Origin of the sequence: Neorhizobium sp. JUb45 (assembly GCF_004343585.1) — a bacterium.
Lineage (GTDB): Bacteria > Pseudomonadota > Alphaproteobacteria > Rhizobiales > Rhizobiaceae > Neorhizobium.
Genome location: NZ_SLYW01000002.1, coordinates 300,918 through 315,781 on the forward strand (window position 1 = coordinate 300,918; position 14,864 = coordinate 315,781).

The following is a 14,864-nucleotide window of genomic DNA, read 5'->3' on the forward strand; positions in this document are numbered from 1 at the left end:
TTAACGCCCGCTTGACCAAATCTCCGCCGCGGGGCAGAAACCGGGCATGACAAACGCCCCCGATGATACCGGCCGCGTGGCCGATGCGCCTTCCGACAACTGGGTCTACCACGTGCTGCCGCGTGCCGCCTGGCCCTATGCCCAGCTTGCCCGCTGGGACCGGCCGATCGGCTGGCAGCTCCTGATGTGGCCGTGCTTCTGGTCGGTGGCGCTCGCCGCCAATCATGATGCCGCCGATGGCCGGTTTTCACTCGGCTGGGTGCTGATCTATCTCTTCCTGTTCTTCCTCGGTTCGGTCGCCATGCGTGGCGCCGGCTGCACCTATAACGATCTGATCGATCACGATATCGACATGGAAGTGGCGCGCACCCGCTCAAGGCCGTTGCCGTCGGGCCGGGTCAGCCGCACCGAAGCAAAACTGTTTTTAGGCGCGCAGGCGCTGGTCGGCCTTTGGGTCCTGTTGCAGTTCAACCTGTTTTCCATTTTCCTCGGCATCCTGTCGCTGGTCGTGGTGGCGATCTATCCTTTCGCCAAGCGCTTTACCGACTGGCCGCAGTTCTTCCTCGGTCTTGCCTTTTCATGGGGTGCGCTGATGGGCTGGTCGGCGCTTTTTGCCGAAGTGTCCTGGGCTTCCGTCTGGCTCTATCTGGCGGCCGTCACCTGGACGATCGGTTACGACACGATCTACGCCCATCAGGACAAGGAGGACGATGCGCTGGTCGGCGTACGTTCGACCGCGCGGCTGTTTGCCGAAAACACCAAGGCATGGCTGATCGGTCTTTACGGTCTGGCGCTGCTGTTTCTGATTCTGGCTTTTGCGACCGCCGGCGTCGGCTTCCTCGGCTATCTCGGCCTTGCTGTGGCGGCAATCATGTTCGCCTGGCAGATCCTCATTCTCGAAATCGACAATCCGGATCATTGCCTTCGCCTGTTCAAGTCGAACGGCCGTGTCGGCTGTGTGATCTTTATCGCGCTGATGGTATCGCTGGCTTCGTTTTCCTGATTGATTTCAACCGCTGAAACGAACAAGGCCCGGTCTCGCGACCGGGCCTTGTTCGTTTTTGAAACATATTTCGCCTTAACGGCGGGCAATGATTTCCTTGCCTTCGATCTTCATCGCCACACCTAGGCTGCCGGTCGTACGGCGCACCAGGAACCGCGGACGACGGGCGGCAAAGTAGGAATGGCGGCGGCGCTGGGTGGGGGCGCTCTGGCGCACTTCGCCAAGGTGGTTTTCCAGCGGACGGGCAACGCCGTCGGCTTCCACCATCAGCATCGGGATATGGAAGGCTTCGGACCACGAGCGCCAGTCGGCAGCGATGTCGCACAGGTCATGCGCCACCAAAAGCGGCACGCACAGGCTGGCATCTTCGTGATGCAGTTCGAGCGTCACCGTCACTTCGCCATCGCCATGATCGATGGCACGCGCTGCAACACCCTTGAAGGCGCGGGCCGGCAGGGCAAAGGACATCGGCAGGCCGCTCTGGGGCAGGATCTTGCGCAGAACCGCGCCGCGCTCGTCTATCGTGATGGATACATCGCCGTCGGCGCCGCGCAGGCTGTAGCTGATCTGCTGGAGAATACGTGCGGGGTCGAGCCGCAGAGCTGATCCGGCCCATTCGGGCTTCAGAACCGATTGTGTCATTTAATGCACCCTTGTTTTACCTGAGAGCCGTTTCCGACATCTCACCGGGACTTTTGTCCTCTGATGGCCTCAACATAGGCGCGGCCCTTCCAGAACCGCTTAAAAATTGCGGTTAAGAAATCCCTGCCGGTTCAGATGGTTAGCAAATCCGAATCTGTTACGGTTTCGAGAATATGAATATCGCCGGTTCTGTGCGGAGCTGAAACGTTGCGTGCCAAGGCGAAACAGGGACAGGCCCGGACAAGGCTTGGGTGAGAGAATGACGAAAGGAATTCCTTAAGCGGACCTGTGTAAAACATCAGGCAGCGACACCGCGAAGGCATGAAGAGGGCATCCGCATGGTATCGACATATCTCAGCTACGATCTGGTCAACCGCGATCTGTCGGCCAGCCTCAAGCGGGTATCGAACCAGTCTGCCGTCAAGCGCGAAGCCGATTATTACGAAGCCAATATCGGCAAGGTCACCACCGTCGACGAATTCATGGACGATTACAGGCTCTATGCCTACGCCATGAAGGCCTACGGTCTGGAAGACATGACCTACGCCAAGGCGTTCATGAAAAAAATCCTGGATAGCGATCTGTCCGACGATGACAGCTTTGCCAACAAGCTGGCCGATGACCGTTACCGCGATTTTGCCAACGCCTTCAATTTTTCGACGTCCGAAGCGGCGGCGCAGTCCGCGGGCCAGATCGAGAACCTGACCGATCTCTACGGGACGACGATGGCGGAAAAGGAAGCCAGCGTTTCCACCGAAACCGCCTATTTCAACACCATGATGGATCAGGTGGGCAGCGCCGATGCGCTTCTCAACAACGAGCGTCTGCGGTCTTACCTGCTGACGTCCTACGGTCTCGACGAAAAATATTACTCGCGCGCCACCGTCAAGAATGTGCTGTCCAGCGATATCAGCGACCCGGACAGCTATATCAACACCACGATGGGCGTGCAGCGCGATGATCTGAACACCAAAAAGGCCGATGCACAAACCCGTCTCTCTGCCGCCACGACGACCGCTGAGAAAAGCAAGATCCAGACGGAGATCAGTGGTTACCAGGCCTCGCTCGACAAGATCCAGACCTATTACGACATGGCCGATGCGTTCAATTTTGGCACTGACGGCACCATGCCGGAGGAAGGCGCCCAGACGGCCGAGCAGAAGGCGACCATCAACAGTCTTTACCTGAGCAGGCAGGAACGCCTGTCTTCGGCCACGGCGGTTGCCGAGCGCGATTATTTCAATGCGAAAATGGCGACGGTGGATGACGTCAACGACATCCTCACCGACACCCGCATGTATAACTACATCCGTACCGCGTTCGACATGACCGAACTGACGGTCGTGCGCGCCACGGTCGAGCAGATCCTCACCAGCGATCTGGATGATCCGGGCAGTTATGCCAACATCTACGGCAAGACCAATCCGAAGTATCTGGAACTGGCCAATTCGTTCAACTTCAACACCGACGGCACGGTTGCCGCCGGTGAAGCGCAGACCGAGGCACAGGCGACGTCCGTCGCCAACCGCTATTTCAGCCATTACAACGACGATCAGGACGAAGCCGACGAAAAGGCCATCAACCTCTACAAGACGGCAATTGCAGAGGTCGATTCCGTCGCGGAGTTCATGTCCACGGCGGATGTCTACAATTTCGCCCTGAAGGCCGTCGGTCTCGATCCCGATACCGTGTCGAAATCCACCATCAAGCAGGTGCTGACCAGCGATCTGACCGATTCGAAGAGCTATGCCTATAAGCTCAATGACGAACGGTATCTGACGCTGGCGCAGGCCTTCAACTTCACCAAGGATGGCGGCATCACCACCGCGCTTTCGGCGCAGACGGAAGGTACGATCAAGTCCGTCGCCTCTGACTATATCGTCAAGGTGACCCGGTTCATCGACAACGAGAAGAAGATCGGCACTAAGGAAACCGAGGACGACACCGGCAAGAAGGTCAGGGAAAACATCACCGCCCAGAGCAAGGCGAAGGAAGAGGCATCGGTCGAGACGAAATATTATTCGGAAAAGATGCTGAGCATCAAGACCGCGTCTGAGTTCATCGCCGACGATCGCCTCGTCAAGGTTCTGCTGACGGCTTACGACGTCGATCCGGACACGGTCGACGAGGATTTTCTCAAGCAGGTCTTTGCCTCCGATCTCGATGATCCCAAGAGCTTCGTCAACCAGCAGACCAACACGGTATGGGCGGAAATCCTCGGCACCTTCAATTTCGACACGAGCGGCAAGCTTGCCAAGCGCGATGACGGCGCCACAGTCCAGACGCAGGGCAAGATCCTTGCGACCGAGAACCTCTACAACCGCCAGACCCTGGAAGAAGAACAGGGTGAAAACAATAATGGTGTGCGTCTGGCGCTCTATTTCGAGCGCATGTCGAAATCGATCACTAGCGCCTACGACATTCTCGGTGATACGGCCCTTCTGGAATTCTTCCGCACCAGCTTTTCGCTGCCGGAAGAGTTTTCCAACATGGATCTCGACAAGCAGGCCGAGCTTGTGAAGAAATACATGAACCTCGAGGATCTCACCGACCCCGATCTGGTTCAGAAGATGGTCAACAAGTTCACGGCGCTCTACGATCTGGAAAACAGTGATTCCTCATCCTCGGCTCTCAGCATTCTGACCGGCGACAGCAGCAGCGCCGGCATCAGCGCCGACCTGCTTTATTCGATGAGCCAGTATCGCTGATAGCGGTAGCGACAGCGCATCATCTGCCCTTCGCTCCGTTTGGACGGCAGGGCTATCGCAAATGGCTTTGAGGCGGCGCGGCTTGCTCCCTTCGATCTCCCCCACAAGGGGGGGGATCGGCTGGGCGTGCCCTCCGCATTCCATATGCGATTGACTTGGCCTTATCCCTCGATCACCTTGCCGGGGTTCATGATGCCGGCCGGATCGAATGCGTGCTTGATGCGGCGCATCAGGTCCATCTCGATATCGGAGCGGATATGGGCGAGCTCGTCGCGCTTCAGCTGGCCGATGCCGTGTTCGGCGGAAATCGAACCGCCCGCCTTCAGCACGATGCCGTGCACGATCTCGTTCACCTCGCGCCAGCGGCCGATAAACTCCGCCTTGTCGGCACCCACCGGCTGCGAGATGTTGTAATGGATATTGCCGTCGCCCAGATGCCCGAAGGCACAGACACGCGCTCCGGGAATGGCGGCAAGCACCGCTGCTTCGGCCTCCGCCATGAAGGCCGGAATTTTCGACACCGGCACGGAAATGTCGTGCTTGATCGAACCGCCTTCCGGCTTCTGCGCGCCCGACATGCTTTCGCGCATGTGCCACAAAGCCTTTGCCTGCGCGCCCGAAGAAGCGATCACCGCATCCTGCACAAGACCCGCCTCAAACCCCTGTTCCAGCAGCGCCTGCACCATGGTCTCGGCGGTTTCAGCCGAATCCGAGGTGGAAATGTCGATCAGCGCGTACCATGCATGCGGCGTTTCGAGCGGATCGCGCACGCCGTCGATATGTTTTGTCGTGAACTCGACGCCGATGCGCGGCATCAGTTCGAAACCGGTCAGCGCCGGTCCGCACAGGCTCGATGCCTTCTCGAACAGTTTTAGCGCATCCTGCGTGGAATTCAGGCCCGCAAAAGCCACCTGATGGCCGACCGGACGCGGAAACAGTTTGAGCACTGCCCCGGTGATGACGCCGAGCGTGCCTTCCGCGCCGATGAACAGACCGCGCAGGTCGTAGCCGGTATTGTCCTTTTTCAGGCGACGAAGGCCGTCCCAGATTTCGCCGGTCGGCAGCACCACTTCCAGGCCAAGGCAGAGCTGGCGCATATTGCCATAGGCGAGCACCGCGGTGCCGCCGGCATTGGTGGACAGATTGCCGCCGATGCGGCACGAGCCTTCCGACCCGAGCGACAGCGGAAACAGCCGGTTGACCTCTTCGGCGGCGCGCTGCACCTCGGCCAAAATGACGCCGGCATCGCAGACCAGCACGTTCGCCACCGGATCGATATCGCGAATGCGGTTCATGCGCTCCAGCGACAGGATGATATCGGCCTTGCCCGCCCGCGGCGTCTGTCCGCCGACCAGGCCGGTATTACCGGTCTGTGGCACGATCGCCGTGCCGGTTTCGCTGGCGAGCTTCATGATCGCCGAAACTTCCTGCGTCGAGCCGGGTTTCAGCAGCATCGGCGAGGTGCCGCGATAAAGGCCACGATCTTCCGTCAGGCGCGGGGCGAGATCGGCTGCATCGCGCAGCGCATTGTCGGTGCCGACAATGGCGGCAAAACGGTCGAGCAGGGCGGTATCGATCACGGTCGCATCCATCGGCAATCTCCAGAAAAAAACTATTCGCGAGGGGCGGCGGCGCGCACCAGCCGGTCGTTGATCGCTTCGCCCAACCCATGCTGCGGAATGGCGGTGACGGCAATGCGTTCCGCACCGGTGGCGTCGGCTCTTTTCAGATAGTCGAAGAGGTTGGCGGCGGCCTCAGCCAGATCGCCGCTCGGGCTGAGGTCGAACACGGCTTTCGCCTGCTCGATGCCCTCGACCACAACGCCGCCAAACCGGATCAGCACTTCACCAGCCTCGACATGGGTTGCGTCCAGCCGAACGGCAGCGCCCGGTGCATAATGCGAGGCCAGCATGCCCGGCGCCTCAATGATCGCCGCCGGTCCCTCGCGACGCTCGACCGTCAGGCCCGTTGCCGCTTCGATATCCTCGACGGACAACCCGCCCGGCCGCAACAGCCGGATTTTCCCGTCCTCGACACGCAGAATGGTGGATTCGACCCCGACCGGAGCCGAACCGCCATCGATGATCAACGCAAGTTTTTCACCCAGATCGTCTGCCACATGGCGCGCGCTGGTGGGGCTGATCTTTCCCGATGTGTTGGCGCTCGGGGCGGCCAGCGGCCGGTCGAATGCGCGGATGAGATCGGATGTGAAACCCTTGGGCACACGGATACCGACGCTATCCAGACCGGCGGTTGCCAGCGGATGGATTTGGCGGCCTTCTTCCTTCAAGGGCAGGATCAGCGTCAGTGGTCCCGGCCAGAATTTTTCCGCCAGCTTTTTCGAGATCGGATCGAATTCGGCATGGCGTTCTGCCATGGCAAGATCGGCCATATGGCAGATCAGCGGGTTGAAACGCGGCCGGCCCTTGGTCTCGTAGATGCGGGTGATCGCTGTCGGATTGGTGGCATCGGCGGCAAGGCCGTAAACGGTTTCGGTGGGAATGACGACCGGCTGGCCGTCTTTCAGAACGGTCACGGCCGCATGGATTGCCGCCTGTTTCTGCCCGATGCCGTCGATGATCTCAGCTGTCATGCCAGTGCTGTAGCGTGCGGCAGGAGGAGGGGCAATATTTTTTGCGTTTTGCGGCCTGCACAAAAGCACCGAGGCATTGTCGGCGCCAGCTGTTTGATTCAAGCTGCGCGCCATGATCCAATCCCGAGAACCATCAGCCATTCTGTTCTGGACCAGCGAAACCGATCCAGCTTTCGCCGCCCCAGCCGGTGCACCGCGCCTTTCAAATTCTAACCTGCATCACCGCGTGGTCCGCGTTGTTACCCGTAACGATGGGTGGGCACGTATCCGTTTCGGCGACGAAGAATTTGCCATCAAGGAGGAGTGCCTGACCTTCATCGAACCGATGCAGCTTCATGTTAGTGACAGGGTCAAATTTTCTGGAGGCCATGGAGTTATCCGCGACATCATCTGGCATTTCAAGGATGGCGTGCCGAACTACTATCTCGAGCGCGATGGCAAGAAGCTCTCGAAACGGTATCTGACGGCCGATCTTGCCCAGTTTTGACGATGGTCGCGATCAAGCAAGGTGTGGCGTTTTGGCCTTACATCTTCTGCAATATCGCCCGAAACGCATCATCGGGCGCGCCCAGCATCAGCACGTTGCGCAGTGCCTCATGCGGATTTGAGGTCTGGAACAGCACGCCATTGCCGCGGATGCCACGGTTGATGCGCATGCGCTCAGCCCCCGGTTCGCCCTCGATGGCGACGGCAAAGTACATGCGGCGCCGTTCGGCATTGATATGTTCGAAGAACTGCGCTTCCTCGCCGATCTGGGCGAAAAAATTGCAGATATAGAAGGACCAGCTCACCGAACGCCGGGCGATAAACGTGCTGGCCGCCGTCACATGGCAATAACCCAGATGTGGACGTTCCGGAAACGTGCGGTGAAACAGCACTTTGGGGAAATTGATGTCGTGGTGAAAGGCGTTCAGCCGCTCATGGGTGGTTTCGCCGGCCTTTTCCAGCTTGGCACCGGTGCGCTCCGCCACTTCCTCATAGGTGAGGTAACGGCGCTCGGCCGGAAACCAGTCGTCACGATGGCGCGAAATCTTGCCGGTGCGCAAAAATTCCGAATGCGCGGCCGGTTTCATCCGCGGCGCTATCGGGCGCCAGGCGCTGGCATCGTAATATCTCAGCTTCGGTTGTGCTTCCACGACGGTGCCACTCCGTTGGTCGACGCGCAGATTAGCAATTGTTTGTTAACGGGTTCTTTCCGTGGTTTTCATGCCGTTGATAGCCTGTTTGCGCCAAATTCCCGTTACGGCGCGCCGCGCATGATGCCGTAGGCGACTGATATCTAAAGGCAAAAACAAACATGTCGCTTTTGCGTCACTCATTCGTTTTGTCGTCAATGCCGCATATCATGTCGCAATGTCGCTCTGCCGAGGAAACAGAGGCGCGTTATAACGGTTACATGCTTTAGACAAAGCCGGCTTGGGGTGCGGATGGCGCACCCGGTCCAACCCCACGATCTGAGGAGTGGAACATGGATATTCGCAATGACGTTCTGCGACAGCTGAAAAATCATCGTCCGGGTTTCAGCCTGGAACAGCCTTTCTACATCGACAAGGATTATTTCCAGCTCGATATGGAAACCATCTGGTACCGCGACTGGCTGTTCGTCGGCCATGATTGCGAAATCCCCAAGGCCGGCAATTATTTCACGCTGCAGATCGGCGATTATCCGATCGTCATCGTGCGCGGCAAGGACAAGCTGATCCGCGCCTTCCACAATACCTGCCGTCACCGCGGCCACCGCGTCTGCACGCAGGAACGCGGCGCATCGGCCAAGCTCGTCTGTCCCTACCATCAGTGGACCTACGATCTCGATGGTTCGCTGGTGTTTGCCCGCCAGATGGCCGAGGACTTCGACAAGACGCAGTTTTCGATGAAGAGCGTGCATTGCGAAAGCGTTGCCGGTTACGTCTTCATCTGCCTCGCCAACGAGGCGCCGGATTTTGCGCCGGTACGCCAGAAGATCCAACCCTACATGGCGCCGCATCGCCTGTCGGAAGCCAAGGTCGCGCACCAGAACACCATTGTCGAAAAGGGCAACTGGAAGCTCGTCTGGGAAAACAACCGCGAGTGCTATCACTGCGCCGCCAACCACCCGGAACTCTGCCGCACCTATCCGGAAGCGCCTTCCGCCACCGGTGTACAGGGTGCCGCCGATGACCCGGTGATTTCCGAACACTGGGCGCGCTGCGAAGCCGCCGGCCTGCCGAGCGCGTTCGACATGCACCCGGACGGCCAGTTCCGCGTCGCCCGCATGCCGCTGATCGAGGATGCCGAAAGCTATACGATGGACGGCAAGCGCGCCGTGCGCCGTGCGCTGTCGGATGACGTCACGATCTCGCATATCGGCACCATGCTTCTGTTCCATTACCCGACGACATGGAACCACATGCTGGTCGATCACACGATCTCCTTCCGCGTACTGCCGATCAGTGCCGAGGAAACCCAGGTGACGACCAAATGGCTGGTCCACAAGGATGCGGTGGAAGGCGTCGATTACGATATCGAACAGCTCACCCACGTCTGGAACATGACCAACGACCAGGACCGCCAGATCGTCGAGGAAAACGCGTTTGGTATCCGCTCGCCGGCCTATGAACCGGGTCCGTATTCCGAACTGCACGAGGGCGGCGTCATGCAGTTCGTCGAGTGGTACACCAAGTTCATGGTCGACCGTCTTCAGGGCGATCAGGCAAAACTTTCGGCCGTTGCCTGAGACCACGTAATCCTTAGCGCGTAACCTTCAATTCGTGAGATGAACATGGCGGCAGCTTATCCGCACCTCGACGAGATGCAGCCATGGAATGCAAGGCTGCAGCTTCTGGAATGCATCTCCGTCACGCCGGAAACGGCCGACGTGATGACCTTCATCTTCAAACCGGAAAAGCCGGGCTGGTTCCGCTATGTGCCGGGCCAGTTCGTGACGCTGGAACTGCCGGTGGGGCCGAACGGCGTGAAGGAACCGACGATGCGCACCTACACGCTGTCGTCCAGCCCCTCACGTCCCTTCACCGTCGCCGTCACGGTGAAGGCGCAGAAGGACAGTATCGGCACCCGCTGGATGTTCGATAACCTCAAGCCCGGCATGAAAATCCGAGCGCTGGGTCCGCTCGGTGATTTTTCCTACGTCAAACATCCGGCGCAAAAATACCTGTTCATCTCGGCCGGCTCCGGCATCACGCCGATGATGTCGATGACCAGAGATCTGAACGACCGCGCGCCATCCAGCGATGTCGTTTTCATCAACTGCTCGCGCACCCCCGCCGACATCATCTTTCGCCGCGAGCTGGAAGATCTGGCGCGCCACATGCCAAAACTGACGCTCGGGCTGATCGTCGAAAACTCGCCGCGCCATGATGCCTGGGTCGGGTTGCAGGGCATTATCGACCGCGCCAAGATCACCATGTTCGCCTCGGACTTTACCGAGCGCACGGTGTTCTGCTGCGGGCCTGAACCGTTCATGACGGCGGTGCGCGGCCTGCTCGAAAGCCTCGGCTTCGACATGAATAACTACCATCAGGAAAGTTTCGCACCGGCACTTCCCTCCATCGAGGAACTGCCCTCGACGGCGGCCGAAGGCGAAGTGCTCGCCAATGTCGCCTTCACCATGTCGGGCAAGGAATTCCCCTGCCAGCCGGGCCAGACCGTGCTGATGACGGCACGCGCCAATGGCGTGCGCATCGGGGCAGCCTGCGAATCCGGCCTCTGCGGCACCTGCCGCGTGCTGCTGGTGTCGGGTGAGGTGGACATGAACCACAATGGCGGCATTCTCGATGACGAGATCGAGGAAGGCTATATTCTCGCCTGCTGCTCGCGGCCGAAGGGCGATGTGGCGGTGGAGGCCTGAGGGAGCGAGCTGCACACGTCAATTGCGTGGGCGAAAGTCCGGAATTTAGGCTTTGGTCGGGAAATGCTGTCAATGACTGAAGCGGGATCGAGATGAACAAAACACTCGGTCCGCTGCATCTCTGAAATTCAGAAATATGCAGGTTTGGCTGGATTTCAATTTTCCGGAATATATCCCCACGTCGTGGGATCGAGCAGAACTGGATCCAGCCGAATTTCATTCATAGCGATCGGGCGGCGTACCATCTTTGTGACTTCGAAAACCTCTCCACGACCCCAGCCAGACGTGCGGATTTCTTTAAGCGGAATGCCGTCACCAGTCAGGCAATGCCTCAGGCCGGCATCGGCAACGTTGGGCATCCGGTCATACCAAGTGCACGTCTCGCCAAGAAACTGACCACGCTCGTTCATCCTGACCAATCCGCTCCACCCTGCCAGCTTGGGGTACGGGCGTTTCGGATCGAGTTGCGAACGCCGTGCATCAAGTTGGCGTTTTCCAGGAGAAGCGGAATATAAGATCCCTTGGTCAGCAAGTTCATTCCAAACCAACGCACTGACCGAGCCATCTTTTCCGGTGCGTTCTCTATACCACCACGGATAATGCCGCATTAGCCTCAACTTCGCCGTCGGATTTTGCAGTTCGACTTCGAAATCAGCGATCTCTGAAGGGCGTTTGACATCGGCGTGGAGCGGTTTTAGCCATGTCTCTGCATCGAATAAATCAGCAGGCGGCAAGACGGCACTTGTCGACAGGTGTTTTCGATCGAGTTCGACCAAACGTGTCTGGGACATCGGCTGGCCGTTCGAGAGCAAGACGGTGGTTGCAACTTCTATCCCATCGCCAGTCAGGCAGGTGCGCCAGATCGGTCCTGACTTTGATTGTTCCAGCTCGCCGCGAATAAGTTCAAGCCAGCGACAATGCTCGTTGTCGACGGCCTCAACATGGTTCAATTCCCGAGCGTCGGTAAATCCAAAAAAATCTTTCGCGGGATCGGCTTGCGTCACCGACATCCAAGCATTGTCCTCATCATTTTTAGCGGTTCTGAGGACAAGGTTTTTTGAGAAATTTCCGTAGGAAATTACTGATTTTCCCTCGTTTCCTTCTTCTACCCGTGTCCAGCCACCGTGCTGCAAGACCACGCGCTCATTCGTCTTGTCGCGCCCGTAGGTGTGGACCACCTTGAAACGAGCAATATAGTCAGGAACAGTTTTGCGATCGAAGTACGGCACCTCGTTCGCGAGAGCACCCGTTGCCGCAAGCATTGTCAGAAAGATCGATACTCGCCGTAACATCAAGACTTCTCCGCCACATCGCCTACAAGCCAAGTGTTCTTGCACGTTAGGCCAGATAAACCGGAAAAATGATAAATATCCTACCTGCTCATTACTGAGCTCCGAAACGCAGCGCCGGCTGCCGCTCGCCCCCATCCTCACCAAGCCTTTACCAACATTCATCTTTCGTGATGCCGCCTTTGGAACCCCAAGGCGGCATCATGCGTTTCCCCGCCGATAAATTCGATAAAAAGATTTTGAGGAAACATCCATGATGAATATCCGCAAACGCCTCGCGACCGTTGCCGTCGCTTTCACGGTCACGCTTACCGGTCTTGTTCCGGCGCAGGCTTTCCAGATGCCGGCCCCGGTTGCCGCCCAGACCAGCACCGCTGCTCCGGTGACCGACGTCCAGTATCGTCCATGGGAGCGGCGTAACGACCGTCGCTGGGACCGCCGCGACAACCGTCGTTTCGATCGCCGTGCCGAACGCCGTTTCGAGCGTAATGGTTATTACAACGGCCACCGTGGTTTCCGCGAGCGCCGCTCGGGTTATCGTTACCACAATGGTTTCTGGTTCCCGCTGGCCGCATTCGGTGCCGGTGCGATCATCGGCGGTGCCATCAGCCGGCCGAGCGTAAGTTCGTCTTCGGCGCATGTTCGCTGGTGTGCTGATCGTTATCGCAGCTACCGCGCTTCGGATAACACCTATGTGCCGCGTGCCGGCGTTCGCGCGGTGTGCAATTCCCCCTACTGATCACCCCCTCGGGTCAGTAGAAACCATGGCATGATGCCGTGAAAACATGGCCCGGCCGGAGCATGATGTTCCGCCGGGTCGTCTCGTTGAACGGGCAGTTCCACGGCAGGCGTTTCGTTAATGCGCGGTTCAGGCGGTAACGTACAAATTCCGCGGCGATGAATTTTCGATCAATCAGTCGGTGGAGATATCCCATGACCATGCTGATGAAGACTGTTTCGATTTTCGGTGTGGCTGCGGCCATGCTGGCCACCTCGGTTGCGCCGGGTGCTGCGGCGATGCCGATCATGCCTGCTGCCCCCGCCGTGAAAGCCGCGCCCGTCGAGAGCGGCAATGTGGTGCAGGTGCAATACTGGCGCGACCGTGGCGGTTATCGCGACGGTTGGTATGGCGGCCATCGCGGTTACCGCGAATACCGCCCGCGTCACCGGTATCACGACGGCTACTGGTATCCGCTGGCCGCCTTCGGCGCCGGCGCGATCATCGGCGGTGCTCTGGCTGCCCCGACCTATGAAGAGCCGCGTTACGTCGAGCCGGTCCCGCAATATTACGAGCCTGCGCCACGTTACGTTGCGCCGCCGCCGCGCCGTTACGCGGCCCCTGCCGGTGATATCAACCCGCAGCATCACGACTGGTGCCTGGCGCGTTATCGTTCCTACGATATCTACTCCAACACTTTTCAGCCGAACTACGGCCCGCGCAAGCAGTGCTATTCGCCGTATTTTTGAGCGTGCCTCTTGCGATCTCCCCCTTGAGGGGGAGATGCCCGGCAGGGCAGAGGGGGGGCTCCGCACGCTCCTTCTGCAATTGATTTGATGCACCGTTGCCCACCCCCCTCGTCCTTCGGACCTATCGTGACATCTCCCCCTCAAGGGGGGAGATTTTAGGGAGACCGTCGCGCACTCCTCACAAGATCCGCGCCCGCCTCAGCACCCACCACGCAATGGCAATCGACAGCGCGATAAAGATCACCGCAAACGTGGTGCCGGTCTCGCCATGTTCGAACGGCATGCCTGACGTGTTCATGCCGAAAAAGCCGGTCACCAGCGAAGGTGGCAGCAGAAACGCCGTCATCAGCGACAGGATGTAGAGGTGGCGGTTGGTTTCGGACGACTGTTTGGAATCGATTTCCTCATGCAGCAGCCGGGCGCGATCCTGCAACGCGTAGACGTCGTGATCCACCGCTTCCAGCCGGCCGGTCAGCCGTGACGCGACATCATCGAAACCGAGCGGCATGTCGTCATCGTCGGCCGCGGCCGCGCGGCGCATCAGGGCGAGAACGGTGCGCAAATGCCGGTGCAGACGCACGACGGTGCGGCGAACGGGAGCAAGCCTGCGGCGCTCGTCACGCGGCGCGTTGTCGTAGACAAAATCCTCGATCTGGTTCAGCTCTTCCGTCAGTTCCAGCACCAGCGTGATCAGCGTGCGCTGGAATTCGGCGACGATGGTTTCAAAAACGTCGATCGGCCGGCGGTAACGCCCCGCGTTCTTTTCGACGGCAGCGCGCACGCGGTCGATCGAGCGCAACGGCTGCAGCCGGGTGGTGATGATCAGCTTTTCGGTGACGGCGAAATGCAGCCAGCCGATATCGCGGGTTTCGCTGTCGAACTCGCGCTGAAAATCCACTAGCGTGCCGTAGACCATCTGCTCGTCCAGCGTGATCGAGGCATGCGTGTCATGGGTGGTGAGTGCGGCCACCACATCCTGCGGCAGGTTTTGAAACCCGTCGAGAAAGGCCGGCACGCGCTGGTCGGCAAGGTTGAGATGCAGCCACAGGAAACCGCCGTCTTCCACGCCAAGGTCAGCGCGCGTCGCCTCGGTCGGCAGCCGCGTGCAGGGCGCCTTGTCGGCATGAAAACGATAGGCCCAGACGAGGCCGGGAATGGCGGGGTTGAGAAGCGTCATGGGCAGTGTCCGGGCTGTGGGAGGCGCACTGCCTGTTAGACGCTGTTCGTGACATCTGTTGCAACAGGTTTTTGTGGAGGGCTGTTTCAGAGAGTGCTGGAGGATGCGAAGGGTACTACGAGCATCTTCTCCCCGCTGGGG

General features: G+C 59.2%; 14 protein-coding genes. 7 read left to right on the plus strand and 7 right to left on the minus strand.

Annotated elements, in window-relative coordinates; genetic code table 11:
- Positions 1-46 precede the first annotated feature (46 nt).
- Positions 47-1,003, plus strand: coding sequence for a 4-hydroxybenzoate octaprenyltransferase (gene ubiA / locus EDF70_RS08110; RefSeq protein ID WP_132272855.1), 957 nt, complete (start codon positions 47-49; stop codon positions 1,001-1,003).
- Between the two features lie 75 nt (positions 1,004-1,078).
- Here ubiA and EDF70_RS08115 read toward each other — a convergent pair whose 3' ends face one another.
- Positions 1,079-1,645 (minus strand): DUF6101 family protein, encoded by a 567-nt coding sequence (locus EDF70_RS08115; RefSeq protein ID WP_132272856.1) that lies wholly within the window; start codon positions 1,643-1,645, stop codon positions 1,079-1,081.
- A gap of 338 nt (positions 1,646-1,983) precedes the next feature.
- Between EDF70_RS08115 and EDF70_RS08120 the strand changes: the two genes are divergently transcribed.
- Positions 1,984-4,353: a DUF1217 domain-containing protein gene (locus EDF70_RS08120; RefSeq protein ID WP_132272857.1), complete on the plus strand. Its 2,370-nt coding sequence runs from the start codon at positions 1,984-1,986 to the stop codon at positions 4,351-4,353.
- Between the two features lie 161 nt (positions 4,354-4,514).
- Here the strand turns inward: EDF70_RS08120 and EDF70_RS08125 are convergent, their stop codons facing one another.
- A complete protein-coding gene (locus tag EDF70_RS08125; RefSeq protein ID WP_132272858.1) occupies positions 4,515-5,945 on the minus strand; it encodes an FAD-binding oxidoreductase in 1,431 nt (476 codons plus the stop codon).
- Positions 5,946-5,965: 20 nt separating this feature from the next.
- Positions 5,966-6,946: an L-threonylcarbamoyladenylate synthase gene (locus tag EDF70_RS08130; RefSeq protein WP_132272859.1), complete on the minus strand. Its 981-nt coding sequence runs from the start codon at positions 6,944-6,946 to the stop codon at positions 5,966-5,968.
- A gap of 112 nt (positions 6,947-7,058) precedes the next feature.
- Here EDF70_RS08130 and EDF70_RS08135 point away from each other — a divergent pair, with 112 nt between their 5' ends.
- Positions 7,059-7,433: a hypothetical protein gene (locus tag EDF70_RS08135; RefSeq protein WP_132272860.1), complete on the plus strand. Its 375-nt coding sequence runs from the start codon at positions 7,059-7,061 to the stop codon at positions 7,431-7,433.
- Positions 7,434-7,470: 37 nt separating this feature from the next.
- Here EDF70_RS08135 and EDF70_RS08140 read toward each other — a convergent pair whose 3' ends face one another.
- Entirely contained in the window at positions 7,471-8,019 is a 549-nt protein-coding gene (locus EDF70_RS08140; RefSeq protein WP_132273678.1) for a DUF6656 family protein, read from the minus strand.
- A gap of 395 nt (positions 8,020-8,414) precedes the next feature.
- On the opposite strand from EDF70_RS08140, the gene EDF70_RS08145 reads away from it, so the two are divergent.
- Together EDF70_RS08145 and EDF70_RS08150 are read left to right on the plus strand one after the other, a co-directional pair.
- Complete coding sequence (locus tag EDF70_RS08145; protein ID WP_132272861.1) at positions 8,415-9,659, plus strand: aromatic ring-hydroxylating dioxygenase subunit alpha; 1,245 nt, start codon at positions 8,415-8,417, stop codon at positions 9,657-9,659.
- A gap of 39 nt (positions 9,660-9,698) precedes the next feature.
- Positions 9,699-10,790, plus strand: coding sequence for a hybrid-cluster NAD(P)-dependent oxidoreductase (locus tag EDF70_RS08150; protein ID WP_132272862.1), 1,092 nt, complete (start codon positions 9,699-9,701; stop codon positions 10,788-10,790).
- Positions 10,791-10,945: 155 nt separating this feature from the next.
- Here the strand turns inward: EDF70_RS08150 and EDF70_RS08155 are convergent, their stop codons facing one another.
- Positions 10,946-12,082: a hypothetical protein gene (locus tag EDF70_RS08155; RefSeq protein ID WP_132272863.1), complete on the minus strand. Its 1,137-nt coding sequence runs from the start codon at positions 12,080-12,082 to the stop codon at positions 10,946-10,948.
- 250 nt (positions 12,083-12,332) lie between these two features.
- Here EDF70_RS08155 and EDF70_RS08160 point away from each other — a divergent pair, with 250 nt between their 5' ends.
- A complete protein-coding gene (locus EDF70_RS08160) occupies positions 12,333-12,818 on the plus strand; it encodes a BA14K family protein (RefSeq protein ID WP_132272864.1) in 486 nt (161 codons plus the stop codon).
- A gap of 13 nt (positions 12,819-12,831) precedes the next feature.
- On the opposite strand, the gene EDF70_RS29935 is transcribed toward EDF70_RS08160, so the two are convergent.
- Positions 12,832-13,107: a hypothetical protein gene (locus tag EDF70_RS29935; protein WP_165931955.1), complete on the minus strand. Its 276-nt coding sequence runs from the start codon at positions 13,105-13,107 to the stop codon at positions 12,832-12,834.
- Here EDF70_RS29935 and EDF70_RS08165 point away from each other — a divergent pair.
- Positions 13,106-13,546 carry a BA14K family protein gene (locus EDF70_RS08165; protein WP_245519097.1) on the plus strand — a complete coding sequence of 147 codons (441 nt, stop codon included), beginning with the start codon at positions 13,106-13,108 and terminating at the stop codon, positions 13,544-13,546. The genes EDF70_RS29935 and EDF70_RS08165 overlap by 2 nt on opposite strands.
- Positions 13,547-13,724: 178 nt before the next feature.
- On the opposite strand, the gene EDF70_RS08170 is transcribed toward EDF70_RS08165, so the two are convergent.
- The gene (locus EDF70_RS08170; RefSeq protein ID WP_132272865.1) at positions 13,725-14,723 is read right to left on the minus strand and encodes a transporter; all 999 of its coding nucleotides are present in this window, start codon (positions 14,721-14,723) and stop codon (positions 13,725-13,727) included.
- Between the last annotated feature and the right edge of the window lie 141 nt (positions 14,724-14,864).

Bases quoted from the DNA above. Each gene is read 5' to 3' on its own strand.
- ubiA (WP_132272855.1), top strand. From the start codon at position 47: ATGACAAACGCCCCCGATGATACCGGCCGCGTGGCCGATGCGCCTTCC.
- EDF70_RS08150 (WP_132272862.1), top strand. From the start codon at position 9,699: ATGAACATGGCGGCAGCTTATCCGCACCTCGACGAGATGCAGCCATGG.
- EDF70_RS08115 (WP_132272856.1), bottom strand. From the start codon at position 1,645: ATGACACAATCGGTTCTGAAGCCCGAATGGGCCGGATCAGCTCTGCGG.
- EDF70_RS08125 (WP_132272858.1), bottom strand. From the start codon at position 5,945: ATGGATGCGACCGTGATCGATACCGCCCTGCTCGACCGTTTTGCCGCC.
- EDF70_RS08140 (WP_132273678.1), bottom strand. From the start codon at position 8,019: ATGAAACCGGCCGCGCATTCGGAATTTTTGCGCACCGGCAAGATTTCG.
- EDF70_RS08120 (WP_132272857.1), top strand. From the start codon at position 1,984: ATGGTATCGACATATCTCAGCTACGATCTGGTCAACCGCGATCTGTCG.
- EDF70_RS08135 (WP_132272860.1), top strand. From the start codon at position 7,059: ATGATCCAATCCCGAGAACCATCAGCCATTCTGTTCTGGACCAGCGAA.
- EDF70_RS08145 (WP_132272861.1), top strand. From the start codon at position 8,415: ATGGATATTCGCAATGACGTTCTGCGACAGCTGAAAAATCATCGTCCG.
- EDF70_RS08155 (WP_132272863.1), bottom strand. From the start codon at position 12,082: ATGTTACGGCGAGTATCGATCTTTCTGACAATGCTTGCGGCAACGGGT.
- EDF70_RS08165 (WP_245519097.1), top strand. From the start codon at position 13,106: ATGCCTGCTGCCCCCGCCGTGAAAGCCGCGCCCGTCGAGAGCGGCAAT.
- EDF70_RS29935 (WP_165931955.1), bottom strand. From the start codon at position 13,107: ATGATCGGCATCGCCGCAGCACCCGGCGCAACCGAGGTGGCCAGCATG.
- EDF70_RS08160 (WP_132272864.1), top strand. From the start codon at position 12,333: ATGATGAATATCCGCAAACGCCTCGCGACCGTTGCCGTCGCTTTCACG.
- EDF70_RS08130 (WP_132272859.1), bottom strand. From the start codon at position 6,946: ATGACAGCTGAGATCATCGACGGCATCGGGCAGAAACAGGCGGCAATC.
- EDF70_RS08170 (WP_132272865.1), bottom strand. From the start codon at position 14,723: ATGACGCTTCTCAACCCCGCCATTCCCGGCCTCGTCTGGGCCTATCGT.